The following is a 16,117-nucleotide window of genomic DNA, read 5'->3' on the forward strand; positions in this document are numbered from 1 at the left end:
GTTACAGAACGGATATAAGGCGAATTGAAAAAGTTGGATAAAAAGTCACTACGGATTAAAATTAATTATTACATTTGCTATCTTTCATATAAACAAAGCGGGTGAAAAAATGAGAATTGTGTTCCCTTGTATACAGGCAAATCACACCAGGCTGGTTAATAGAAAAAACATATTCTGATGAAAGCTACCCTTATGAAGCTTAACTATGTAAAAGGTCTGTTGGCAGTTTTGCTGGTTTCCCTGCTGGCCAGCTGTGGCGGTAGTAAAACCCCTAAAAATGCGCAAGGGCAATTGATCGGCGTAAGTCCGAGACCGAAGTACTCTCCCCCTGTACCGTACGGGATGGTATACGTACCAGCCGGAACTTTTCACATGGGTCCCAGTGATGAGGACGTAAACTATGCATACACGGCGCGTAACAAGTCGATTTCTATTTCCGGCTTCTATATGGACGCTACGGAAATTACGAATAACGAGTATCGCCAGTTTGTGAATTGGGTACAGGACTCTATTGCACACATTTTGCTGGGTCATGTAAAATCTGATGATGGTCATGATATTATTGACTGGAAGCAGAAGATTGTCTATAAGGACAAGGCTACCATGGAAAAACTGGATGCGATGGTGTATACCGAGGCAGACCGGTTATACGGCCGCAAGGATATTGATGTAGGTAAACTGATTTACCACCAGGAAACCTTTAACTGGGATAAAGCGAAGCTGAGAGAAAATTTCGGTAAGCCGCGTTCTACTTTTATTGTAAAGAAAGATGTGCCCATTTATCCGGATACACTGTGCTGGATCAGGGATTTCTCATACGCCTATAACGAGCCGATGACACGTATGTACTTCTGGCATCCGGCGTTTGATAACTATCCTGTAGTAGGTGTAAACTGGCACCAGGCAACTGCCTTCTGCGAATGGAGAAGTAAATTCTGGGAAGACTACCGGGCCAGCAAGAAGCTGTTTACGGAAGATAAATTCCAGTTACCTTCTGAAGCGCAGTGGGAATATGCCGCCCGTGGTGGAAGAGAGCAAACGCCTTATCCTTGGGGTGGTTACTACATCCGTAACAAGAAAGGATGTTTACTGGCTAACTTCAAGCCCGGCCGTGGTAATTATCCGGAAGATGGTGGTTTTTACACTGTTCGTGCAGATGCTTACTGGCCTAATGATTATGGTTTATATAACATGTCCGGCAACGTTGCAGAATGGACAGCAGATATCTTTTACGAAAATGCCTATTCTTTCACATCAGATATGAACCCATATCTGAGAATGGATGTACCGGATGATGCACCATTAAAGATGAAGCGTAAAGCAATCAGAGGTGGTTCATGGAAAGACGTAGGATATTTCCTTCAAACCGGAACCAGAACATATGAGTATCAGGACAGTTCGAAATCTTATGTTGGTTTCAGATGTACCATTGCCCTGAGCAGACGAGTGAAGCACAGATAGGATAATCAATAAATAATAGCCTGTATTTATTAACACCAAAGAAACCTTTAGTATGTACACTATTATGAGTAAATCAGTGAGAATTAACTATTCCATACAGACTTTAACTAACATTTTAACCAGTAAATTTTAACCTATGGCTATGAATCCTAACAAAGCTAAATGGCTGAACTTTTTCGTATGTATTGCGGCTTCCGTGGTAATCGTGGGAGCATTGTTCAAATTACAGCACTGGCGCGGAGCTGACATCGCTTTGATCCTGGGTCTGAGCGTAGAAGCGCTGATCTTTTTCGTTTACGCTTTTGTACCTGATTCCGGCGCACACACGGAAGGCCAGGTGGTAGCAGTAGCAGGAAGTCCAGCTGTAGCCGGTTTGGACAAAATGCTCCAGGAAGCAGACATTACACCTGCCAACCTGCAGCGCTTAAGCGAAAACTTCCAGAAACTGGGTACTACCGTTGATAAAATGAGAGATATCAGCGATGTAGTTGCAGCCACCGGAGATTACACACAGAAAACAAGAGAAGCTGCCAGCGCTATCGGTAATGTAGCAAATGCATATACTACAGCCGCTGCTGCCGTATCTTCTTTCAACAGTGCATCAGAATCTACTAAAGATTTCCATGTACAGATGCAGGGTATGACTAAAAATCTGGCTTCCCTCAACGCTATCTACGAACTGGAACTCCAGGACACCAACAACCACCTGAAAGCAATGAATTCATTCTACAGCAACCTGCAGAATGCTTCCAGTGCAATGAGTGGCAGCATTGAAGATGCCAAGAAAACACAGGAACAAATTTCCCTGCTCGCTAAAAACCTCAGCAACCTGAACTCAATTTATGGTAATATGCTGAGCGCTATGCACGGAGGAAGATAAGGTAACGCTAATAGTTTCTGAATTAACACATATCAATTAAATCTGAAAACAAACTATGGCACTACCTAAAGATCCTAGGCAGAAGATGATCAACATCATGTACCTGGTCTTGACGGCCATGCTGGCGTTGAACGTCTCTGCTGAAATATTGAACGCTTTTAGTATCGTAAATAATTCAATCAATACTTCAAATAAATCCTTAGCTGACAAGAATGACTTCATCTACAAACAATTTGATGCACAGATGAAGGATAATGCGGAAAAAACAGCACCTCTCAGAGCAAAAGCGCAGCAGGTGAAACAAATATCCGCCAGCATGTATGATTACGTAGAGTCCTTAAAGAAAACCATCATCACAGAAAGTGGTGGCCTGGACGAACATGGTGAAATTAAGGATAAAGCCGGACTGGACGCTCCTACCAGGGTAATGGAGAATATGAAGAAAGGTCCTGAACTGGAGGCTAAATTGAAAGATTTACGTAATCAATTACTCTCTTTCGTTGATCCTAAAAAGAAAGATCAATTCACAAGAACTTTACCACTGAAAATTGAAGTAGGTAAATCAAATGATGAACATGGTGGCGGTCCGAAATCATGGACTACCTACCACTTCAACATGGTTCCTACTATCGCTGCAGTAACCATCCTGGGTAAATTCCAGAATGATATCAAAAACTCTGAGTCTGCCATTATCGATGACCTGTTCCGTCAGATTGATGCGAACACATTCAAATTCGATAAAGTAAGACCATTTATCTCCCTGAATTCCAAAAACCTGATGGAAGGACAAACCCTAACTGCCAACATCGCAGTAGGTGCTTACAGCACTACGGTTAATCCGACTATTGTTGTAAATGGTTCTACCATTGAAGCACATGAAGGTTTAGGAGTATATACTGTTCCTGTTTCCGGCATTGGTGAAAAAACATTAACCGGGTCTATTACCTTACCTAGCCCAACTGGTGGCGCTCCTGAATCCTATTCCTTTACCGAAACTTATAATGTAGGTGCTTCTGCTACCTCCATCTCCGCAGACAAAATGAACGTGCTGTATATCGGCCTCCAGAATCCTATTTCGATTTCTGCTGCCGGCGTACCTGCCGAACAGGTGTCTGCTTCTATATCAGGTGGTAATATGACCAAACGCGGTTCCGGCGAATACCTTGTAACTGTTAGCCAGCCAGGCAAAGCAGTGATTAATGTAGTCGCTAACATCGATGGAAAAACCAAATCACTCGGCCAGAAAGAATTCCGTGTGAAACGTGTTCCGGATCCGGTGTTGAAAGTGGGAGTTAATAAAGGCGGCAGCATGAAAGCAGCTGACTTTAAAGTACAGGGTGGCTTACGTGCCGACCTCGAAGATTTTGAATTTGAAGGCGTGAAATATGAAGTAATCGGTTACCGCGTAGGTATCTCTGCAAAAGGCAAAGAATACCAGGAAGGCGATGCTACTTCTGCTTATTTCCCCGGAAATGTAGCCGCATCCATCCGTTCTCTGCGCCCAGGCGATGAAGTTTTCTTTGAAAACGTAAAAGTGAAAGGCCCGGATAATGTGGTTCGTTCCATGCCGAGTACTATATTTAAATTAAACTAACGGTCCATTAATTACTGAATTATGCGAGCAGTAATATTTAACAGAATTGGTTGGTGCACTCTTTTGCTGGTGATGCTGGCAACAGCTGCTGATGCGCAACGCCGTGGCGGTACAACCCGCCGCAGAACTGCTACTACAGCAACACCTGCACCGGATAGCGTAGTAAACCCGGCAACCGGGAATGCGGTAGCGCCTCCTCCTTCATCTTCTGCTCCTCCTGCTTCTCTGCGTACGGATGGTATATCAGCCCCGCTGGTAGATACTCCGCGCAAATCACTGCGAGTGGATGGTGTGGTGGAAAGAAACCTTGCCAGGGAACGTACACCCATCGCCTATGACTACATCCGGGAGGATGACAGGTTCTGGGAAAAACGTGTATGGCAGGTAATCGATATCAGGGAAAAGATCAATCTCCCCTTCCAATACAACGTGGAAGATGAGTCTGGTACCAATCAGCTGTTCATCAATATTTTGCTCGACGCTATCAAGAATAAAGAGATAGAAGCCTTCAACGCTGTTGATGATCGCTTCACTACTGTAATGCCCTACTCCGAAATACAAACTAAACTCGCAGGCGAAGAAAGAACCGTACGCAGTATAGATCCGGTAACCGGCGAAGAAAAAATGGTGACTACCCGCGATGACTTCGATGCACGTACCATTAAACAGTACAAAATAAAAGAGGTTTGGGTATTCGACAAAGAAGCTTCCGCCCTCAAAGTTCGTATACTGGGTATAGCTCCTATGGTATCCCGTATAAATGAAGATGGCAGCATACGCGCATCCATCCCTTTATTCTGGGTGTATTATCCGGATTGCCGCGCTATCCTGGCCAAGCACGATGTGTATAACCAGAATAACGATGCATCCACTATCAGCTGGGAAGACCTTTTTGAAATGCGCTTCTTTGGCAGCTACATAGTAAAGGAAAACAATACCTACAACCGCGAGATCAAAGACTATATTAAAGATGGTACCATGCGCCTCCTGGAAGGACAAGGTATTCACGACCGCATCTTTAATAAAGAGCAGGACCTCTGGCAGTATTAATCAAATAATGATCACCGATCAATACGGAAAGGCAATCAGTTTATGCTGATTGCCTTTCTTTTTTTATCTTTCCGTATGTCCCTTCAGCAGCTACATAAAACCGTTTTCCAGATCATGCCTCTCCCGGATCCCGTATGGGAGGCACTGGCAGCCTGCTGGCATCCGGTGCAGTTTAAACGCAGGGAAGTAATGACCGCCGCCGGGGAAATAGAAAAGTATCTCTACTTCGTAACAGCCGGCGTACAGCGTGTTTTTGCCCTGGAAGGCGAAAAGGAATCTACGATCGTATTCACTTACACCGGCTCCTTCTCTGGCGTATTGGATTCTTTCCAGCTTCAGCAACCCTCACCCTGGTACCTGGAAACCCTTACACACAGTGAATTCCTGCGGATGACGTACGCCGATTTTAACCGGCTTGCCCTGCAATATCCTGTCATTGAAAGATGGGCCAGGCTGGGAACCGCTGCCGCACTGGCCGGGGTATTGGAAAGACATAAAGAATTGCTGTCTTTCACCGCAGAACAAAAATTCAGGCAACTGCTAACCCGCAGCCCGCAGGTATTACAGCTGATCCCACATAAATACCTGGCCTCCTATCTCGGCATCGATCCCGCTACTTTCAGCAAATTACTAAGTACTGTGAAGCTATAAAATGTTGATCTGCACAAAGATTTTTTACAAGCAACCCACCTAATTTTGTGTCAAATCAAACCGAATATGAACCGCGTTAACAGTGATGAGCTCCTGCAGGATTTACGAAGAAAAAATGCAGCCATGCAATACCAGGCAGAAAGCCGTTTCGGCGGGCAGCCCGATGCTGTTTTACAACATGCACCCGGTCCCGGCCAATGGAGTGCCGCGCAATGCCTGGAGCACCTGAATACTTACGGCCGGTTTTATTTGCCGGCCTTGGACCAGGCCATTACCCGTGGGGAACAACGTAACAGCCGGCCCGCTCCCTTCTTCCGCAGCAGCTGGATCGGCGCATGGTTTACCCGCCTCATGGAACCTGCCGCAGATGGCAGCTTGCGTTCCCGTATGAAATCCCCTAAAGGACACCTGCCATCCGTTCAGCCGGATGTGGAAGCGGTATTGCAGGAGTTTATTGATCAGCAGGAACAGATGAGAGATTTATTGTTGCGCGCAGAAAAAGTAAATATTCAACAGCTGAAAGTAACTACTTCCCTGTCGCGGTTTATAAAATTATCTGCCGGAGATACATTTGGTTTTTTAACGGCGCACATTCGCCGGCATATGTTGCAGGCGGAACGTGCCATCGGCACCAGGCAGGAGGCAAAAAAGGCCGTATAGCCGTTAATGTTATACGCCTTCTTTATGGAAGTGTTCCCAGATTAGTTTTGCTTTGGCGGCGCCCACTTCTTTTACAAGGTCCTCCTGCGTGAGCAATTTTATTTTGGCTACCGAACGGAATGTTTTTAATAATTGGGTAGCCGTATTTTCGCCGATGCCTTTAATGCTTTCCAGCTCATTTTTAAAGGTGCCTTTGCTTCTTTTCTGGCGGTGGAAAGTAATACCAAAGCGGTGTACCTCATCACGCACCCGGCGGATAAGTTTCAGGCTTTCGCTGTTATAGGGTAATTTGATACTTTCGGAATCTCCCGGGAAAAATATTTCTTCTTCATTTTTTGCAAGGCCCACTACTGTCATGCTACCTATGAGGTTCAGCTCCCGGATGCTTTCCATAGCAGAGCCCAGCTGGCCTTTACCACCATCGATGATTACCAGTTGAGGAAGTGGTTGCTGCTCTGCCAGCAGGCGATTATACCGCCTGAAAACAATTTCTTTCATGGAAGCAAAGTCATTGATGCCTTCCACCGTTTTAATGTTGAAATGCCGGTAATCTTTTTTGGAAGCAACGCCGTCTTTAAACACTACGCAGGCGGCTACCGGGTAACTGCCCTGGAAGTTGGAGTTATCAAAGCATTCGATGTGCTCTGGTAGCACCGGCAATTCGAGGTCGGCCTGCAACTGGTACAGCACCTGTTTCCGTTCCAGGTCCGACTTGCCTTCCAGGTGCAGAATCTTCTTCCGGTATAATTCTTCCTTAAAATAATTCACATTCTTTTCCGACAATTCCAGCAGCTTCTTTTTATCGCCGCCTTTAGGAACGGTAACGGTAACACTGCTTTCCGGGTATACTAACGGGAATGGCACTACGATTTCCGAGTTGATGCTTTTAAATACTTCCCGGAGATAGGCAATGGCGTAGGCCAGTACTTCTTCGTCGCTTTCTTCCAGTTGTTTTTCCAGCGTTACGGTTTTGGTATCAGCAATAGTGCCGTTGAGAATGCGCAGGTAGTTTACATAAGCGTGATTTCCTTCACTGATAATTGAAAACACATCCACATTACCCATGCGGGTATTTACGATGGTGGATTTAGCGGAATAGTCTTCCAGGCTTGCTATTTTTTTTCGCATGATTTCCGCTTTCTCAAACTCCATCTTCGACACATGCTCCAGCATTTGTTCCTTGAACAGGTTTACTACCGGGGTAAGATTGCCTTTTAATACGTTCTTTACCTGCTGTAATCCTTCGCGGTAGTCTTCCTGTGTTTGCAGCCCTTCACAGGGACCCTTGCAGTTTCCCAGGTGATATTCGAGACATACTTTGAATTTTCCTTTACGGATATTCTCTTCCGATAAGTTGAGGTTACAGGTGCGGAGAGGAATATTGTATTTGATTACATCCAGTATTTCCCGTACCCGACCAACCGAAGTGAATGGCCCCAGGTAGTCGGATCCGTCTTTAATAACGTTGCGGGTGAAAAATACCCGTGGAAAGGACTCATGTTTGATAACAATATAAGGGTAGGTTTTATCATCTTTCAGATTGATATTATACCTGGGCTTGAATTGTTTGATGAGTGAATTTTCCAGGAGGAAAGCATCCTGTTCAGAGTCGACGATTGTAAACTCAATATGATGGATGTGTTCAACCAGTTTGCGGGTTTTATAGTTGTCGTGATTTTTTACAAAATAGGAACTTACTCTTTTGCGCAAACTTTTGGCTTTCCCTACATAAAGAAGGGTGCCGGCTTCATCGTAGTATTTATAGATACCGGCATCTCCCGGTATGGTATGTGATATTTGCTGAAACTCCGCTGCTGTCATGTTTACATCCCTGTTTTTGGTGCGATCGTTACATTTACTTCAAGTTCTTTTGGCGACAGGAAGGCAATTTTCTGATAGGTAGTCATCCGAACCTGCCTGTTTTGCTGGTAGTGCAGATCCTGCCGGAATTCATACACCATGTTACTGGTATAGGAGTGGATATTTACCTGTTGTATATTGCCATGTTTATCCAGTTCCAGGGTTATTTCGGAAGGATTGGTTTGTTTTCCTTTGGATTTGTAGATCAGCGATCTTCTTCCTGAAAACGGATCATACAAACCGGAGGTATCGTATTCGTCCCGGAGGGAGGGTTTATTCAGATCTGCATCTGTGAAGGGCTTTAACAGGTCGTGCACCGTGGCGCTGTCGCTGCCGGGGATGCTCACAGTGTCTGTTTTGCCGTTGAGCGTTACAGACTTATGTAGTATAAAGCCACCAGTGCGGATATGAGCATCCTCCTGGCTGAAATATTCCGGCAGTTTTATGAACTTATCGGGCGTATTATTTTTTGATGGTTTATTTGCCAGGTTACAGGCCATTAAGCCAATCATGGTAAACAAAGCTGTTGCTTGCCTGTATTTTTTCATGCTGCAAAATTAATACTTAAATACGGGTCATAAAAAATGCGCCGTAAAAACGGCGCATCGATGCATGAGCAAATCTGTCGAGAGCACTAAAAATATGTAAATCAGCGTGTTGGGCTGATATTTTTCGTGGGTAACGCTTGTTAAACGGAGGTGATAAACTAAATGTTACAGGGGTGAATAAATAAATCGCCTTCGGCGATGCGGATTTTGTCTTGGCTCAGGATTACGCTGATTATACTGATTAGCTGGATTTTTACTTTTGGATTTTTGTTTGATTTTGAGATTTAATAATAATTAAGGGAGATAAAAGCGAATATATCCGCTTCTATCTCCCTTAATCCTTTATAAAATCCAAAAGTAAAAATCCGGCTAATCAGTATAATCAGCGTAATCCTGAGCCAAGACAAAATTCGCGCGCTTATACCAACAGGTTGCCGGTCATTTCCTTCGGAATTTCCAGGCCCATGAAATGCAGGATGGTAGGGGCAATGTCGCCCAGTTTGCCGTCTTTTACCGGGCCTCTGAAATCTTTATTGATAATGAAGAAAGGGACCAGGTTCAGTGAGTGGGCGGTATTGGGCGAGCCGTCGGCGTTGATCATAAAGTCGGCGTTGCCATGATCCGCGGTCAGGAAAACGGTGTAATCGCTTGCGAGCGCAGCTGTTACCACACGTTCCACGCAGTGGTCTACTGTTTCAACGGCTTTAATTACGGCTTCAAATACGCCGGTATGGCCTACCATGTCGGCGTTGGCGAAATTGAGCACTACGAAGTCAGCGGTTTTAGCCTGCAGTTCCGGAACAATGAGGTCTGCCAGTTCATTGGCGCTCATTTCGGGTTTCAGGTCGTAGGTGGCAACTTTTGGAGATGCCGCCATCAGCCTGCGTTCTCCTTCAAATTCTTTTTCCCGTCCGCCGGAGAAGAAGAAGGATACGTGCGGATATTTTTCGGTTTCAGCTATACGGATCTGTGTGCAGTGGTCTTTTGCCAGTACTTCACCCAAGGTCATGTTCAGATTATCGTTTTCGAAGATGACGTGTACATTTTTATAGGTACGGTCGTAATCTGTCATGGTGGTGTAGTAGATATCCAGCGGTTTCATACCGAAATCCGGGAAGGCTTCCTGGGTAAGCACCTGCGAAATTTCGCGGCAGCGGTCCGTCCGGAAGTTGAAGCAAAGCACGGCGTCGCCGTCCTGGATAGTGGCGATGGCTTTATGCTGATCATCGGTTACGATGATAGGCTTAATGAATTCATCTGTAACACCTTCTGCATAGGATGCCTTCACAGCAGTAAGGAGATCCTGGGTTGGCGTGCCGGCGCCGTTTACGAGAGCATCGTAGGCCAGCTTCACTCTTTCCCAGCGCTTATCGCGGTCCATTGCATAATAGCGTCCGGTAACGGTAGCGATTTTGCCGGTAGTTTTTTCCAGGTGGGCCGACAGGTCTTCGAGGAAACCCAATCCGCTTTTAGGATCGGTGTCGCGTCCGTCGGTGAATGCGTGGATATATACTTTTTCAAGCCCGTGCGCCTGGGCGATGGAGGCGAGCGCTTTTAAATGTTCAATATGAGAGTGAACACCGCCGTCGCTTACCAAACCAATCAGGTGGAGGGCTTTGTTATTATTTTTAGCATGAGCCAGGGTGTCGAGCAGGATCTGGTTCTGGGCCATTTCGCCATCACGGATAGCTACGTTGATCCTTTGCAGCTCCTGGTATACGATTCTGCCGGCGCCAATGTTCAGGTGACCTACTTCAGAGTTGCCCATTTGCCCGTCGGGAAGACCAACCGCTTCCCCGCAGGTTATAAGATGGCTATGCGGGTATTGCTTGTATAAACTGCTTACAAAAGGGGTTTTTGCGTGTGCAATGGCATCGGCTGTAGGAACTTTACCTTCGCCCCATCCGTCCATAATTACGAGAATGGCTCTTTTCTTTTCCATATCCTATCTGGTTATAGTTTAATATAAATTCACTCGAGAGGGTGAAAGTACTTATAAAGGGTTTAAATATTTTACAAAAATAAAGCTTCCGTGAAAAATAAGTGCTGCTTGCCTCTTCCAATAGATTTGTTATTCTAATTATTCAAAATGAAACACATATTATCTTACTGTTATTGCTTAGCGCTTAATAGCTACCACGATAATGTGATTTTGTTGATTTGCAGGGTGTTTGGCATAGTTTTCGCTTTTAATTTGAGTTGGAGAAAATCACATTTTTAATAAAAAAACTGACAATGAAGAAGCTATTGATGGTGCTGGGGATTATGTTGTTGGGGGGTGCTTTTACAACATTAAAATTATCAGCCAGGTCAATTGAAATCACTGTTGCCGGCCCGTTCGATGATGTGGTGGCAGCACTTAAGAAAGGAGATGTAAGCGGATTAGCCAGTTACCTCGACAATAACGTAGAGATCAATATATCCGGAAAATCAAATTCTTACAGTAAGGCACAGGCCGAAATAATTTTGAAAGATTTCTTTTCAAAAAACCAGGTTAAATCATTTGAACTGGTACATCAGGGCGGGGATAATTCCCGTTTTGGTATCGGGAATATGACTACCGGTGGCGGTAACTTCAGGGTTTCTTTTTTCCTGCAGAAGAAAGGTGGGACAATGGTGTTGAACGAACTTAGATTTGAGAGTAAATAAAGATGCTAACATAAATTAGTTGAAAAACCATAGTGCCCCGCAATTTATTGCGGGGCACTTTTTATTTTTGACCTATCTTTCGCGCTCAGAAGCAAAGCACCAATCTTTGCGTGAATACCAGATAATACAATCAATATGTTAGATGAAGCAGCGCTGAATGCGTTTATCAGAAGCGCACTGGCAGAAGATATCGGAAACGGAGACCATTCCACGATGGCTTGTATTCCTCCCACCGCCAAAGGGAAAGCGGTGCTGAAAATTAAAGAAGACGGTATCCTGGCCGGAATGGAAGTGGCGGAAGCCATTTTTAAGTGGCTGGATATGTTTACGGTTTTTACGCCCCATAAAAAAGATGGCGACCCCATGAAGGCCGGCGAAACGGCCTTTGAAGTGGAAGCCGCCGTACATACCCTGCTGATGGGTGAAAGACTAGTGCTGAACTGCATGCAGCGCATGAGCGGCATCGCTACATTAACGCACCGGTACGTGGAAAAACTGAAAGGGTACCATACCCGTGTGCTCGATACCCGCAAAACTACTCCCAACTTCAGGATGCTGGAAAAAGAAGCGGTTCGCATCGGTGGCGGCGTTAACCACAGGATGGGATTGTATGATATGGTGATGCTGAAAGATAATCACATCGATTTTTCCGGTGGCATCACTGCCGCCGTTACCAATACCGTTGCATATCTGAAAGAACGTAATCTTCCGCTCGAAATTGAAGTGGAAACACGCAACCTCCGGGATGTGGAAGAAGTGCTGGCTATAGGCCAGGTAAACAGGATCATGCTGGACAACTTTACCCCTGCAGACATTGTTAAAGCACTTGCGCTGATTAACGGGCGTTTCGAAACAGAAGCCTCCGGCGGCATTACAATAGATACCCTTGAAGAATACGCTAAAACGGGAGTAGACTTTATCTCTGTAGGCGCAATTATACATCACGCGGTGAGCCTGGACCTAAGCCTGAAGGCCATTATATTATAAAACAGTTTTTTTGAAGAAGATTCTATTTATCATCAACCGCAAAGCGGGCACTGACCGTGAAAAACGATTGGAAAGCGCTATCAGCCGGCACTTCCCTTCCGATCAGTATGAAGTGAGCACTGCTTACCTGGCATACCTTGGCCATGGGGCAGACCTGGCCAGGGAGGCTGTTAGTAATGGTGTAAATACCGTGGTGGCCGTAGGCGGCGATGGCTCTATCAATGAAATAGCACAGGGCCTTGTAGGAAGCAATACCGCAATGGCCATCCTGCCGTTAGGCAGTGGGAACGGCCTGGCGCGCGCGCTGAAAATTCCGCTGGATGTAAATAAGGCGTTAAGTCTTGTTGTTGCCAATAAACAACGCGCCATCGATGTGGGTTATGCGAATGAACACCTGTTTCTCAGCAATGCCGGCGTAGGTTTTGATGCGCTTATTGCAGAACAGTTCCGGCATAATACCAAACGTGGTTTATCCGGCTACGCAAAACTGGTATTGAAAAGTTTTAACAGCTATGAACCGGCAGAATACAGGATTGATATTGATGGCGAAGTGTTGCAAACAAAAGCATTCCTTTTAACAGTAGCTAATGGCAATCAGTTTGGCTATGAATTTAAACTGGCTCCCAAAGCCAGTGTTTTCGATGGACAACTCGATCTTTGCGTAATGCCGCCGGTAGGTATTCTGAGCCTGTTACCGGTAAGCGTTTTCTCCCTGATGGGTAACATTGACAAAACAAGGTACCTGAAACATTATACCGGCAAAGATATCACCATCAGCAGCAGTGCATTGCAGTATTTGCAGGTAGACGGTGATGCAGTGCCTCTTACGGAAAACGGGGTGGTACGTATCCGTATTCAAACAGCGGCAATCAATATAGTGGTAAACGAATAACCTTTAAATATTTTAGAGAGATGTCGAAAAAGAAAAATACACCAGGCAATGGAATCGTGTATTCCACCGATCCAAACTTCTCATTGGAGCCGGAGCAAGAGGAAGCAGCAGTAACACTTGCACCTGCAGAACAAATCCTGAGAGTAACATTAGATAAAAAACAACGTGCCGGTAAAGTAGTTACCCTTATTACCGGTTTTGTTGGTAAAGAGGAAGATATTGAGAAGCTCGGTAAAGAACTTAAAACGAAATGCGGCACCGGTGGCAGCGTGAAAGACGGTGAAATCCTGATTCAGGGCGACTACAAGGAGAAAGTTGTGAAATGGTTGCTGGATTGGGGATATAAGCGTACTAAGTAATACAGCGGATTTTGTCTTTCTCGCTGATTACGCTGATTATAATGATTTTCTTGATTTTTACTTTTGGATTTTATAAAGGATTAAGGGAGATAGAAGCGGATATATTCGCTTTTATCTCCCTTAATTATATCAATTTTTAAGAAAATCAGTAAAAATCCAAAAGTAAAAATCAAGAAAATCATTATAATCAGCGTAATCAGCGAGAAAGACAAAATTCGCGTCCTACCTGTTCACCAGGCGCATTCCCCCTGGTGTATACCGCGTGCCGGCGATGGCGTTATCGCGTAAGATGCTATCGATGGCTGCCAGGTCATCTGAGGATAAATTCACCTCCGCTGCGGCGGCATTTTCCTGCAGGTATTTTCTGCGTTTTGTTCCTGGAATAGGCACGATATCTTCGCCTTGTGCCAACAACCATCCCAGCGATAACTGGGCAGCGGTAATACCTTTTTCTTTGGCAAAAGTTTCCAATGCATTCACCGTTTGTAAGTTCTGCTCAAAATTTTCTCCCTGGAACCGGGGCAGGTTTTTGCGGAAATCACCATCTTTCAAAACATCGGTGTTGTTGATGGCGCCGGTGGAAAGGCCTCTTCCCAGTGGGCTGTAGGCTACCAGGGTGATGCCAAGGTTGCGGGTAGTGGCCAAAATGCCATCTTCCACATCGCGGGTAAACAAGGAGTATTCTGATTGCAGCGCAGCAATGGGATGAACCGCGTAGGCTCTTTTAATAGACTCCACACCAGCTTCTGATAATCCGAGATAGCGCACCTTGCCTTCTTTTACCAGTTGAGCCATAGCGCCTACTGTTTCTTCTACAGGGATATTTTCATCTATCCGGTGGGTGTAATAAAGATCAATCACATCTACCTTCAGTCTTTTCAAACTGTCTTCCACTGCTTGTTTCATATACTTCGGGGAACCATCGAAATAGTTGGTGCCATCTTCATTGAATCTGAATCCGAATTTAGTAGCGAGGAAAACTTTATCTCTTTTAGTAGCGAGAATTTTTGACAGCAGGATTTCGTTGGCACCCTGACCATACATATCTGCGGTATCCCAAAAGTTAATGCCCAGATCGAGTGCCAGCTCCAGCGTAGCCAGTGATTCTGTTTCATTAAAATCCTGTGCATTGCCGTATGCAAATGACATGCCCATGCAACCCAGTCCTATTGCGGAAATTGATTCGCCTGTTTTACCTAGTTTTCTGTACTGCATTGTTAAAATTTTTAGTGATACAAATTTACATGCAGGTACAGGTTCCGGAATTGTAAGAAGCAAAGTATTAATTGCAAAAATCAAGCATTACTGCGCCCGGTAGAGATGTGGAGAAACGCCGCTATGATTTTTAAAGAAATGCGTAAAGTTACCAGGATCTTCAAATCCCAGGCACCAGGCAATTTCAGCAATCTGCCAGTCAGTATGCATGAGTAACAGGCGCGCTTCCAGCAGCATTCTTTGCCGGATATGTTCGCTCACGGTACGACCGGTAGCCTGTTTCACACACGCATTTAAATGATTGGGATGTGTATTTAATACCTGTGCAAATTCCTTGGCAGTTTTCAGTGACAACTGGTTATGCGTAAATTCGATCGGGAATTGTTTTTCCAGCTTGTCTGTAAAGCGATGAGCAAGCGCCTGTGCGGCTGTTAGCTGCCGTTTGGGTTCGTTTACCTGGGCAGACAGGCGTTTTCCTTCCAGCATCAGCAATTTCAGGTAAATAAGAATCGCTTCCTGTTTAAAGGCGGCATTCTCCCGGTATTCTTTTACCAGTTGTCTGAAAATGGACTCGAGATAATCGACCTGTTCATTTGTTAAAGTGAATACCGCTTTTGCGCCCATCTGTAAAAGCGGGTGTTGTAACAGGTTTTCCTGGTGATTGGGCTGTGCTTCAAACAACAGGTCGGTGAACAGGCAGTTATACCCTTCCTGTTCTTCCGAGGTGGGCTGCCATGTTTTTAATTCGTATGGATTAATAAAAAGTAAAGCAGGACTATCGATCTCGTAACGGCTATCACCGAGGGTGAAAATGCCGGAACCTTTGGTAAAGAAACTGATCTTATAATAGTCCCGTCTGCTGGCTCTCACTTCATCCACGCAAGGGCAATCAGATCTTTCATGTACTGTAAAACTACCATTTAACGGCGCTTTGGGAGTTACCTCCTTTTGCGTGTATAATAGCAGATCGTCGTTGAAGTCATTGAAGGTCCTGAGTGTAATGGAGTTGTTTTTACTTGAAGGCATACACCAAATTTAAACAATTCTATGTTAAAATCTTTCAGTACTTCTTGCGGGTATGTTAACTTTTACTGGTTTGAAATCCATGTAAAGCCTTGCTGACAGGGACTTGTTTTCGTAAATGAAACATAGTTGCAATTTCATTTTTGATTAATCAGAAAAAATTTCACAATTTGTTAACGCCTTTATCAACCAAAATCTTGTTATCATCAAGCCCTGATGATCGCTATGTAGAGCAGCCTGCCACATATGCCACTGAACAAGAAATTTTAAAATCTATAACGGAAATAC

The 16,117-nt window shown here is 44.8% G+C and carries 15 protein-coding genes; 10 read left to right on the forward strand and 5 right to left on the reverse strand.

What is annotated here, in order from left to right; all coding sequences use genetic code 11:
• The first annotated feature begins 177 nt into the window (after positions 1–177).
• The 6 genes from QFZ51_RS04815 (at position 178) to QFZ51_RS04840 (ending at position 6,296) form a co-directional block, all read left to right on the forward strand.
• Positions 178–1,461, forward strand: coding sequence for an SUMF1/EgtB/PvdO family nonheme iron enzyme (locus tag QFZ51_RS04815; RefSeq protein ID WP_370909157.1), 1,284 nt, complete (start codon positions 178–180; stop codon positions 1,459–1,461).
• Between the two features lie 136 nt (positions 1,462–1,597).
• The gene (gldL, locus tag QFZ51_RS04820; protein WP_370909158.1) at positions 1,598–2,341 is read left to right on the forward strand and encodes a gliding motility protein GldL; all 744 of its coding nucleotides are present in this window, start codon (positions 1,598–1,600) and stop codon (positions 2,339–2,341) included.
• Positions 2,342–2,396: 55 nt separating this feature from the next.
• Positions 2,397–3,935, forward strand: a complete 1,539-nt coding sequence (gene gldM / locus QFZ51_RS04825) for a gliding motility protein GldM (RefSeq protein WP_370909159.1) — start codon at positions 2,397–2,399, stop codon at positions 3,933–3,935.
• Positions 3,936–3,956: 21 nt separating this feature from the next.
• Positions 3,957–4,985 carry a gliding motility protein GldN gene (gene gldN / locus QFZ51_RS04830; protein ID WP_429043731.1) on the forward strand — a complete coding sequence of 343 codons (1,029 nt, stop codon included), beginning with the start codon at positions 3,957–3,959 and terminating at the stop codon, positions 4,983–4,985.
• A 75-nt stretch (positions 4,986–5,060) separates the two neighbouring features.
• Complete coding sequence (locus QFZ51_RS04835; protein WP_429043733.1) at positions 5,061–5,636, forward strand: Crp/Fnr family transcriptional regulator; 576 nt, start codon at positions 5,061–5,063, stop codon at positions 5,634–5,636.
• Between the two features lie 66 nt (positions 5,637–5,702).
• On the forward strand, positions 5,703–6,296 hold the full coding sequence (locus QFZ51_RS04840) for a DinB family protein (protein ID WP_429043734.1): 594 nt from the start codon (positions 5,703–5,705) through the stop codon (positions 6,294–6,296).
• A gap of 9 nt (positions 6,297–6,305) precedes the next feature.
• Here QFZ51_RS04840 and uvrC read toward each other — a convergent pair whose 3' ends face one another.
• From uvrC to gpmI, 3 genes are all read right to left on the reverse strand, one after another.
• Positions 6,306–8,117: an excinuclease ABC subunit UvrC gene (gene uvrC / locus QFZ51_RS04845; RefSeq protein ID WP_429043737.1), complete on the reverse strand. Its 1,812-nt coding sequence runs from the start codon at positions 8,115–8,117 to the stop codon at positions 6,306–6,308.
• Positions 8,118–8,119: 2 nt separating this feature from the next.
• Entirely contained in the window at positions 8,120–8,704 is a 585-nt protein-coding gene (locus tag QFZ51_RS04850; RefSeq protein WP_429043738.1) for a hypothetical protein, read from the reverse strand.
• A gap of 418 nt (positions 8,705–9,122) precedes the next feature.
• A complete protein-coding gene (gpmI, locus tag QFZ51_RS04855; protein WP_429043740.1) occupies positions 9,123–10,646 on the reverse strand; it encodes a 2,3-bisphosphoglycerate-independent phosphoglycerate mutase in 1,524 nt (507 codons plus the stop codon).
• A 293-nt stretch (positions 10,647–10,939) separates the two neighbouring features.
• Here gpmI and QFZ51_RS04860 point away from each other — a divergent pair, with 293 nt between their 5' ends.
• From QFZ51_RS04860 to QFZ51_RS04875, 4 genes are all read left to right on the forward strand, one after another.
• Positions 10,940–11,353 (forward strand): DUF4783 domain-containing protein, encoded by a 414-nt coding sequence (locus QFZ51_RS04860; RefSeq protein WP_429043742.1) that lies wholly within the window; start codon positions 10,940–10,942, stop codon positions 11,351–11,353.
• Between the two features lie 135 nt (positions 11,354–11,488).
• On the forward strand, positions 11,489–12,340 hold the full coding sequence (gene nadC, locus QFZ51_RS04865; protein WP_429043743.1) for a carboxylating nicotinate-nucleotide diphosphorylase: 852 nt from the start codon (positions 11,489–11,491) through the stop codon (positions 12,338–12,340).
• A 10-nt stretch (positions 12,341–12,350) separates the two neighbouring features.
• On the forward strand, positions 12,351–13,232 hold the full coding sequence (locus tag QFZ51_RS04870; RefSeq protein ID WP_429043745.1) for a diacylglycerol/lipid kinase family protein: 882 nt from the start codon (positions 12,351–12,353) through the stop codon (positions 13,230–13,232).
• Between the two features lie 20 nt (positions 13,233–13,252).
• Positions 13,253–13,591: a translation initiation factor gene (locus QFZ51_RS04875; protein ID WP_429043746.1), complete on the forward strand. Its 339-nt coding sequence runs from the start codon at positions 13,253–13,255 to the stop codon at positions 13,589–13,591.
• 222 nt (positions 13,592–13,813) lie between these two features.
• On the opposite strand, the gene QFZ51_RS04880 is transcribed toward QFZ51_RS04875, so the two are convergent.
• Positions 13,814–14,806, reverse strand: coding sequence for an aldo/keto reductase (locus tag QFZ51_RS04880; protein WP_429043748.1), 993 nt, complete (start codon positions 14,804–14,806; stop codon positions 13,814–13,816).
• Positions 14,807–14,893: 87 nt separating this feature from the next.
• Complete coding sequence (locus QFZ51_RS04885; RefSeq protein ID WP_370909171.1) at positions 14,894–15,832, reverse strand: AraC family transcriptional regulator; 939 nt, start codon at positions 15,830–15,832, stop codon at positions 14,894–14,896.
• Between the last annotated feature and the right edge of the window lie 285 nt (positions 15,833–16,117).

This window comes from Chitinophaga sp. W3I9 (assembly GCF_050434025.1).
Classification (GTDB): domain Bacteria; phylum Bacteroidota; class Bacteroidia; order Chitinophagales; family Chitinophagaceae; genus Chitinophaga.

Excerpts from the sequence above, each read along its gene's own strand:
- QFZ51_RS04835 (WP_429043733.1), top strand. The coding sequence starts at position 5,061 with ATGTCCCTTCAGCAGCTACATAAAACCGTTTTCCAGATCATGCCTCTC.
- QFZ51_RS04875 (WP_429043746.1), top strand. The coding sequence starts at position 13,253 with ATGTCGAAAAAGAAAAATACACCAGGCAATGGAATCGTGTATTCCACC.
- QFZ51_RS04840 (WP_429043734.1), top strand. The coding sequence starts at position 5,703 with ATGAACCGCGTTAACAGTGATGAGCTCCTGCAGGATTTACGAAGAAAA.
- QFZ51_RS04815 (WP_370909157.1), top strand. The coding sequence starts at position 178 with ATGAAAGCTACCCTTATGAAGCTTAACTATGTAAAAGGTCTGTTGGCA.
- gpmI (WP_429043740.1), bottom strand. The coding sequence starts at position 10,646 with ATGGAAAAGAAAAGAGCCATTCTCGTAATTATGGACGGATGGGGCGAA.
- QFZ51_RS04880 (WP_429043748.1), bottom strand. The coding sequence starts at position 14,806 with ATGCAGTACAGAAAACTAGGTAAAACAGGCGAATCAATTTCCGCAATA.
- QFZ51_RS04885 (WP_370909171.1), bottom strand. The coding sequence starts at position 15,832 with ATGCCTTCAAGTAAAAACAACTCCATTACACTCAGGACCTTCAATGAC.
- QFZ51_RS04860 (WP_429043742.1), top strand. The coding sequence starts at position 10,940 with ATGAAGAAGCTATTGATGGTGCTGGGGATTATGTTGTTGGGGGGTGCT.
- gldL (WP_370909158.1), top strand. The coding sequence starts at position 1,598 with ATGGCTATGAATCCTAACAAAGCTAAATGGCTGAACTTTTTCGTATGT.
- QFZ51_RS04850 (WP_429043738.1), bottom strand. The coding sequence starts at position 8,704 with ATGAAAAAATACAGGCAAGCAACAGCTTTGTTTACCATGATTGGCTTA.
- gldN (WP_429043731.1), top strand. The coding sequence starts at position 3,957 with ATGCGAGCAGTAATATTTAACAGAATTGGTTGGTGCACTCTTTTGCTG.
- nadC (WP_429043743.1), top strand. The coding sequence starts at position 11,489 with ATGTTAGATGAAGCAGCGCTGAATGCGTTTATCAGAAGCGCACTGGCA.
- gldM (WP_370909159.1), top strand. The coding sequence starts at position 2,397 with ATGGCACTACCTAAAGATCCTAGGCAGAAGATGATCAACATCATGTAC.
- uvrC (WP_429043737.1), bottom strand. The coding sequence starts at position 8,117 with ATGACAGCAGCGGAGTTTCAGCAAATATCACATACCATACCGGGAGAT.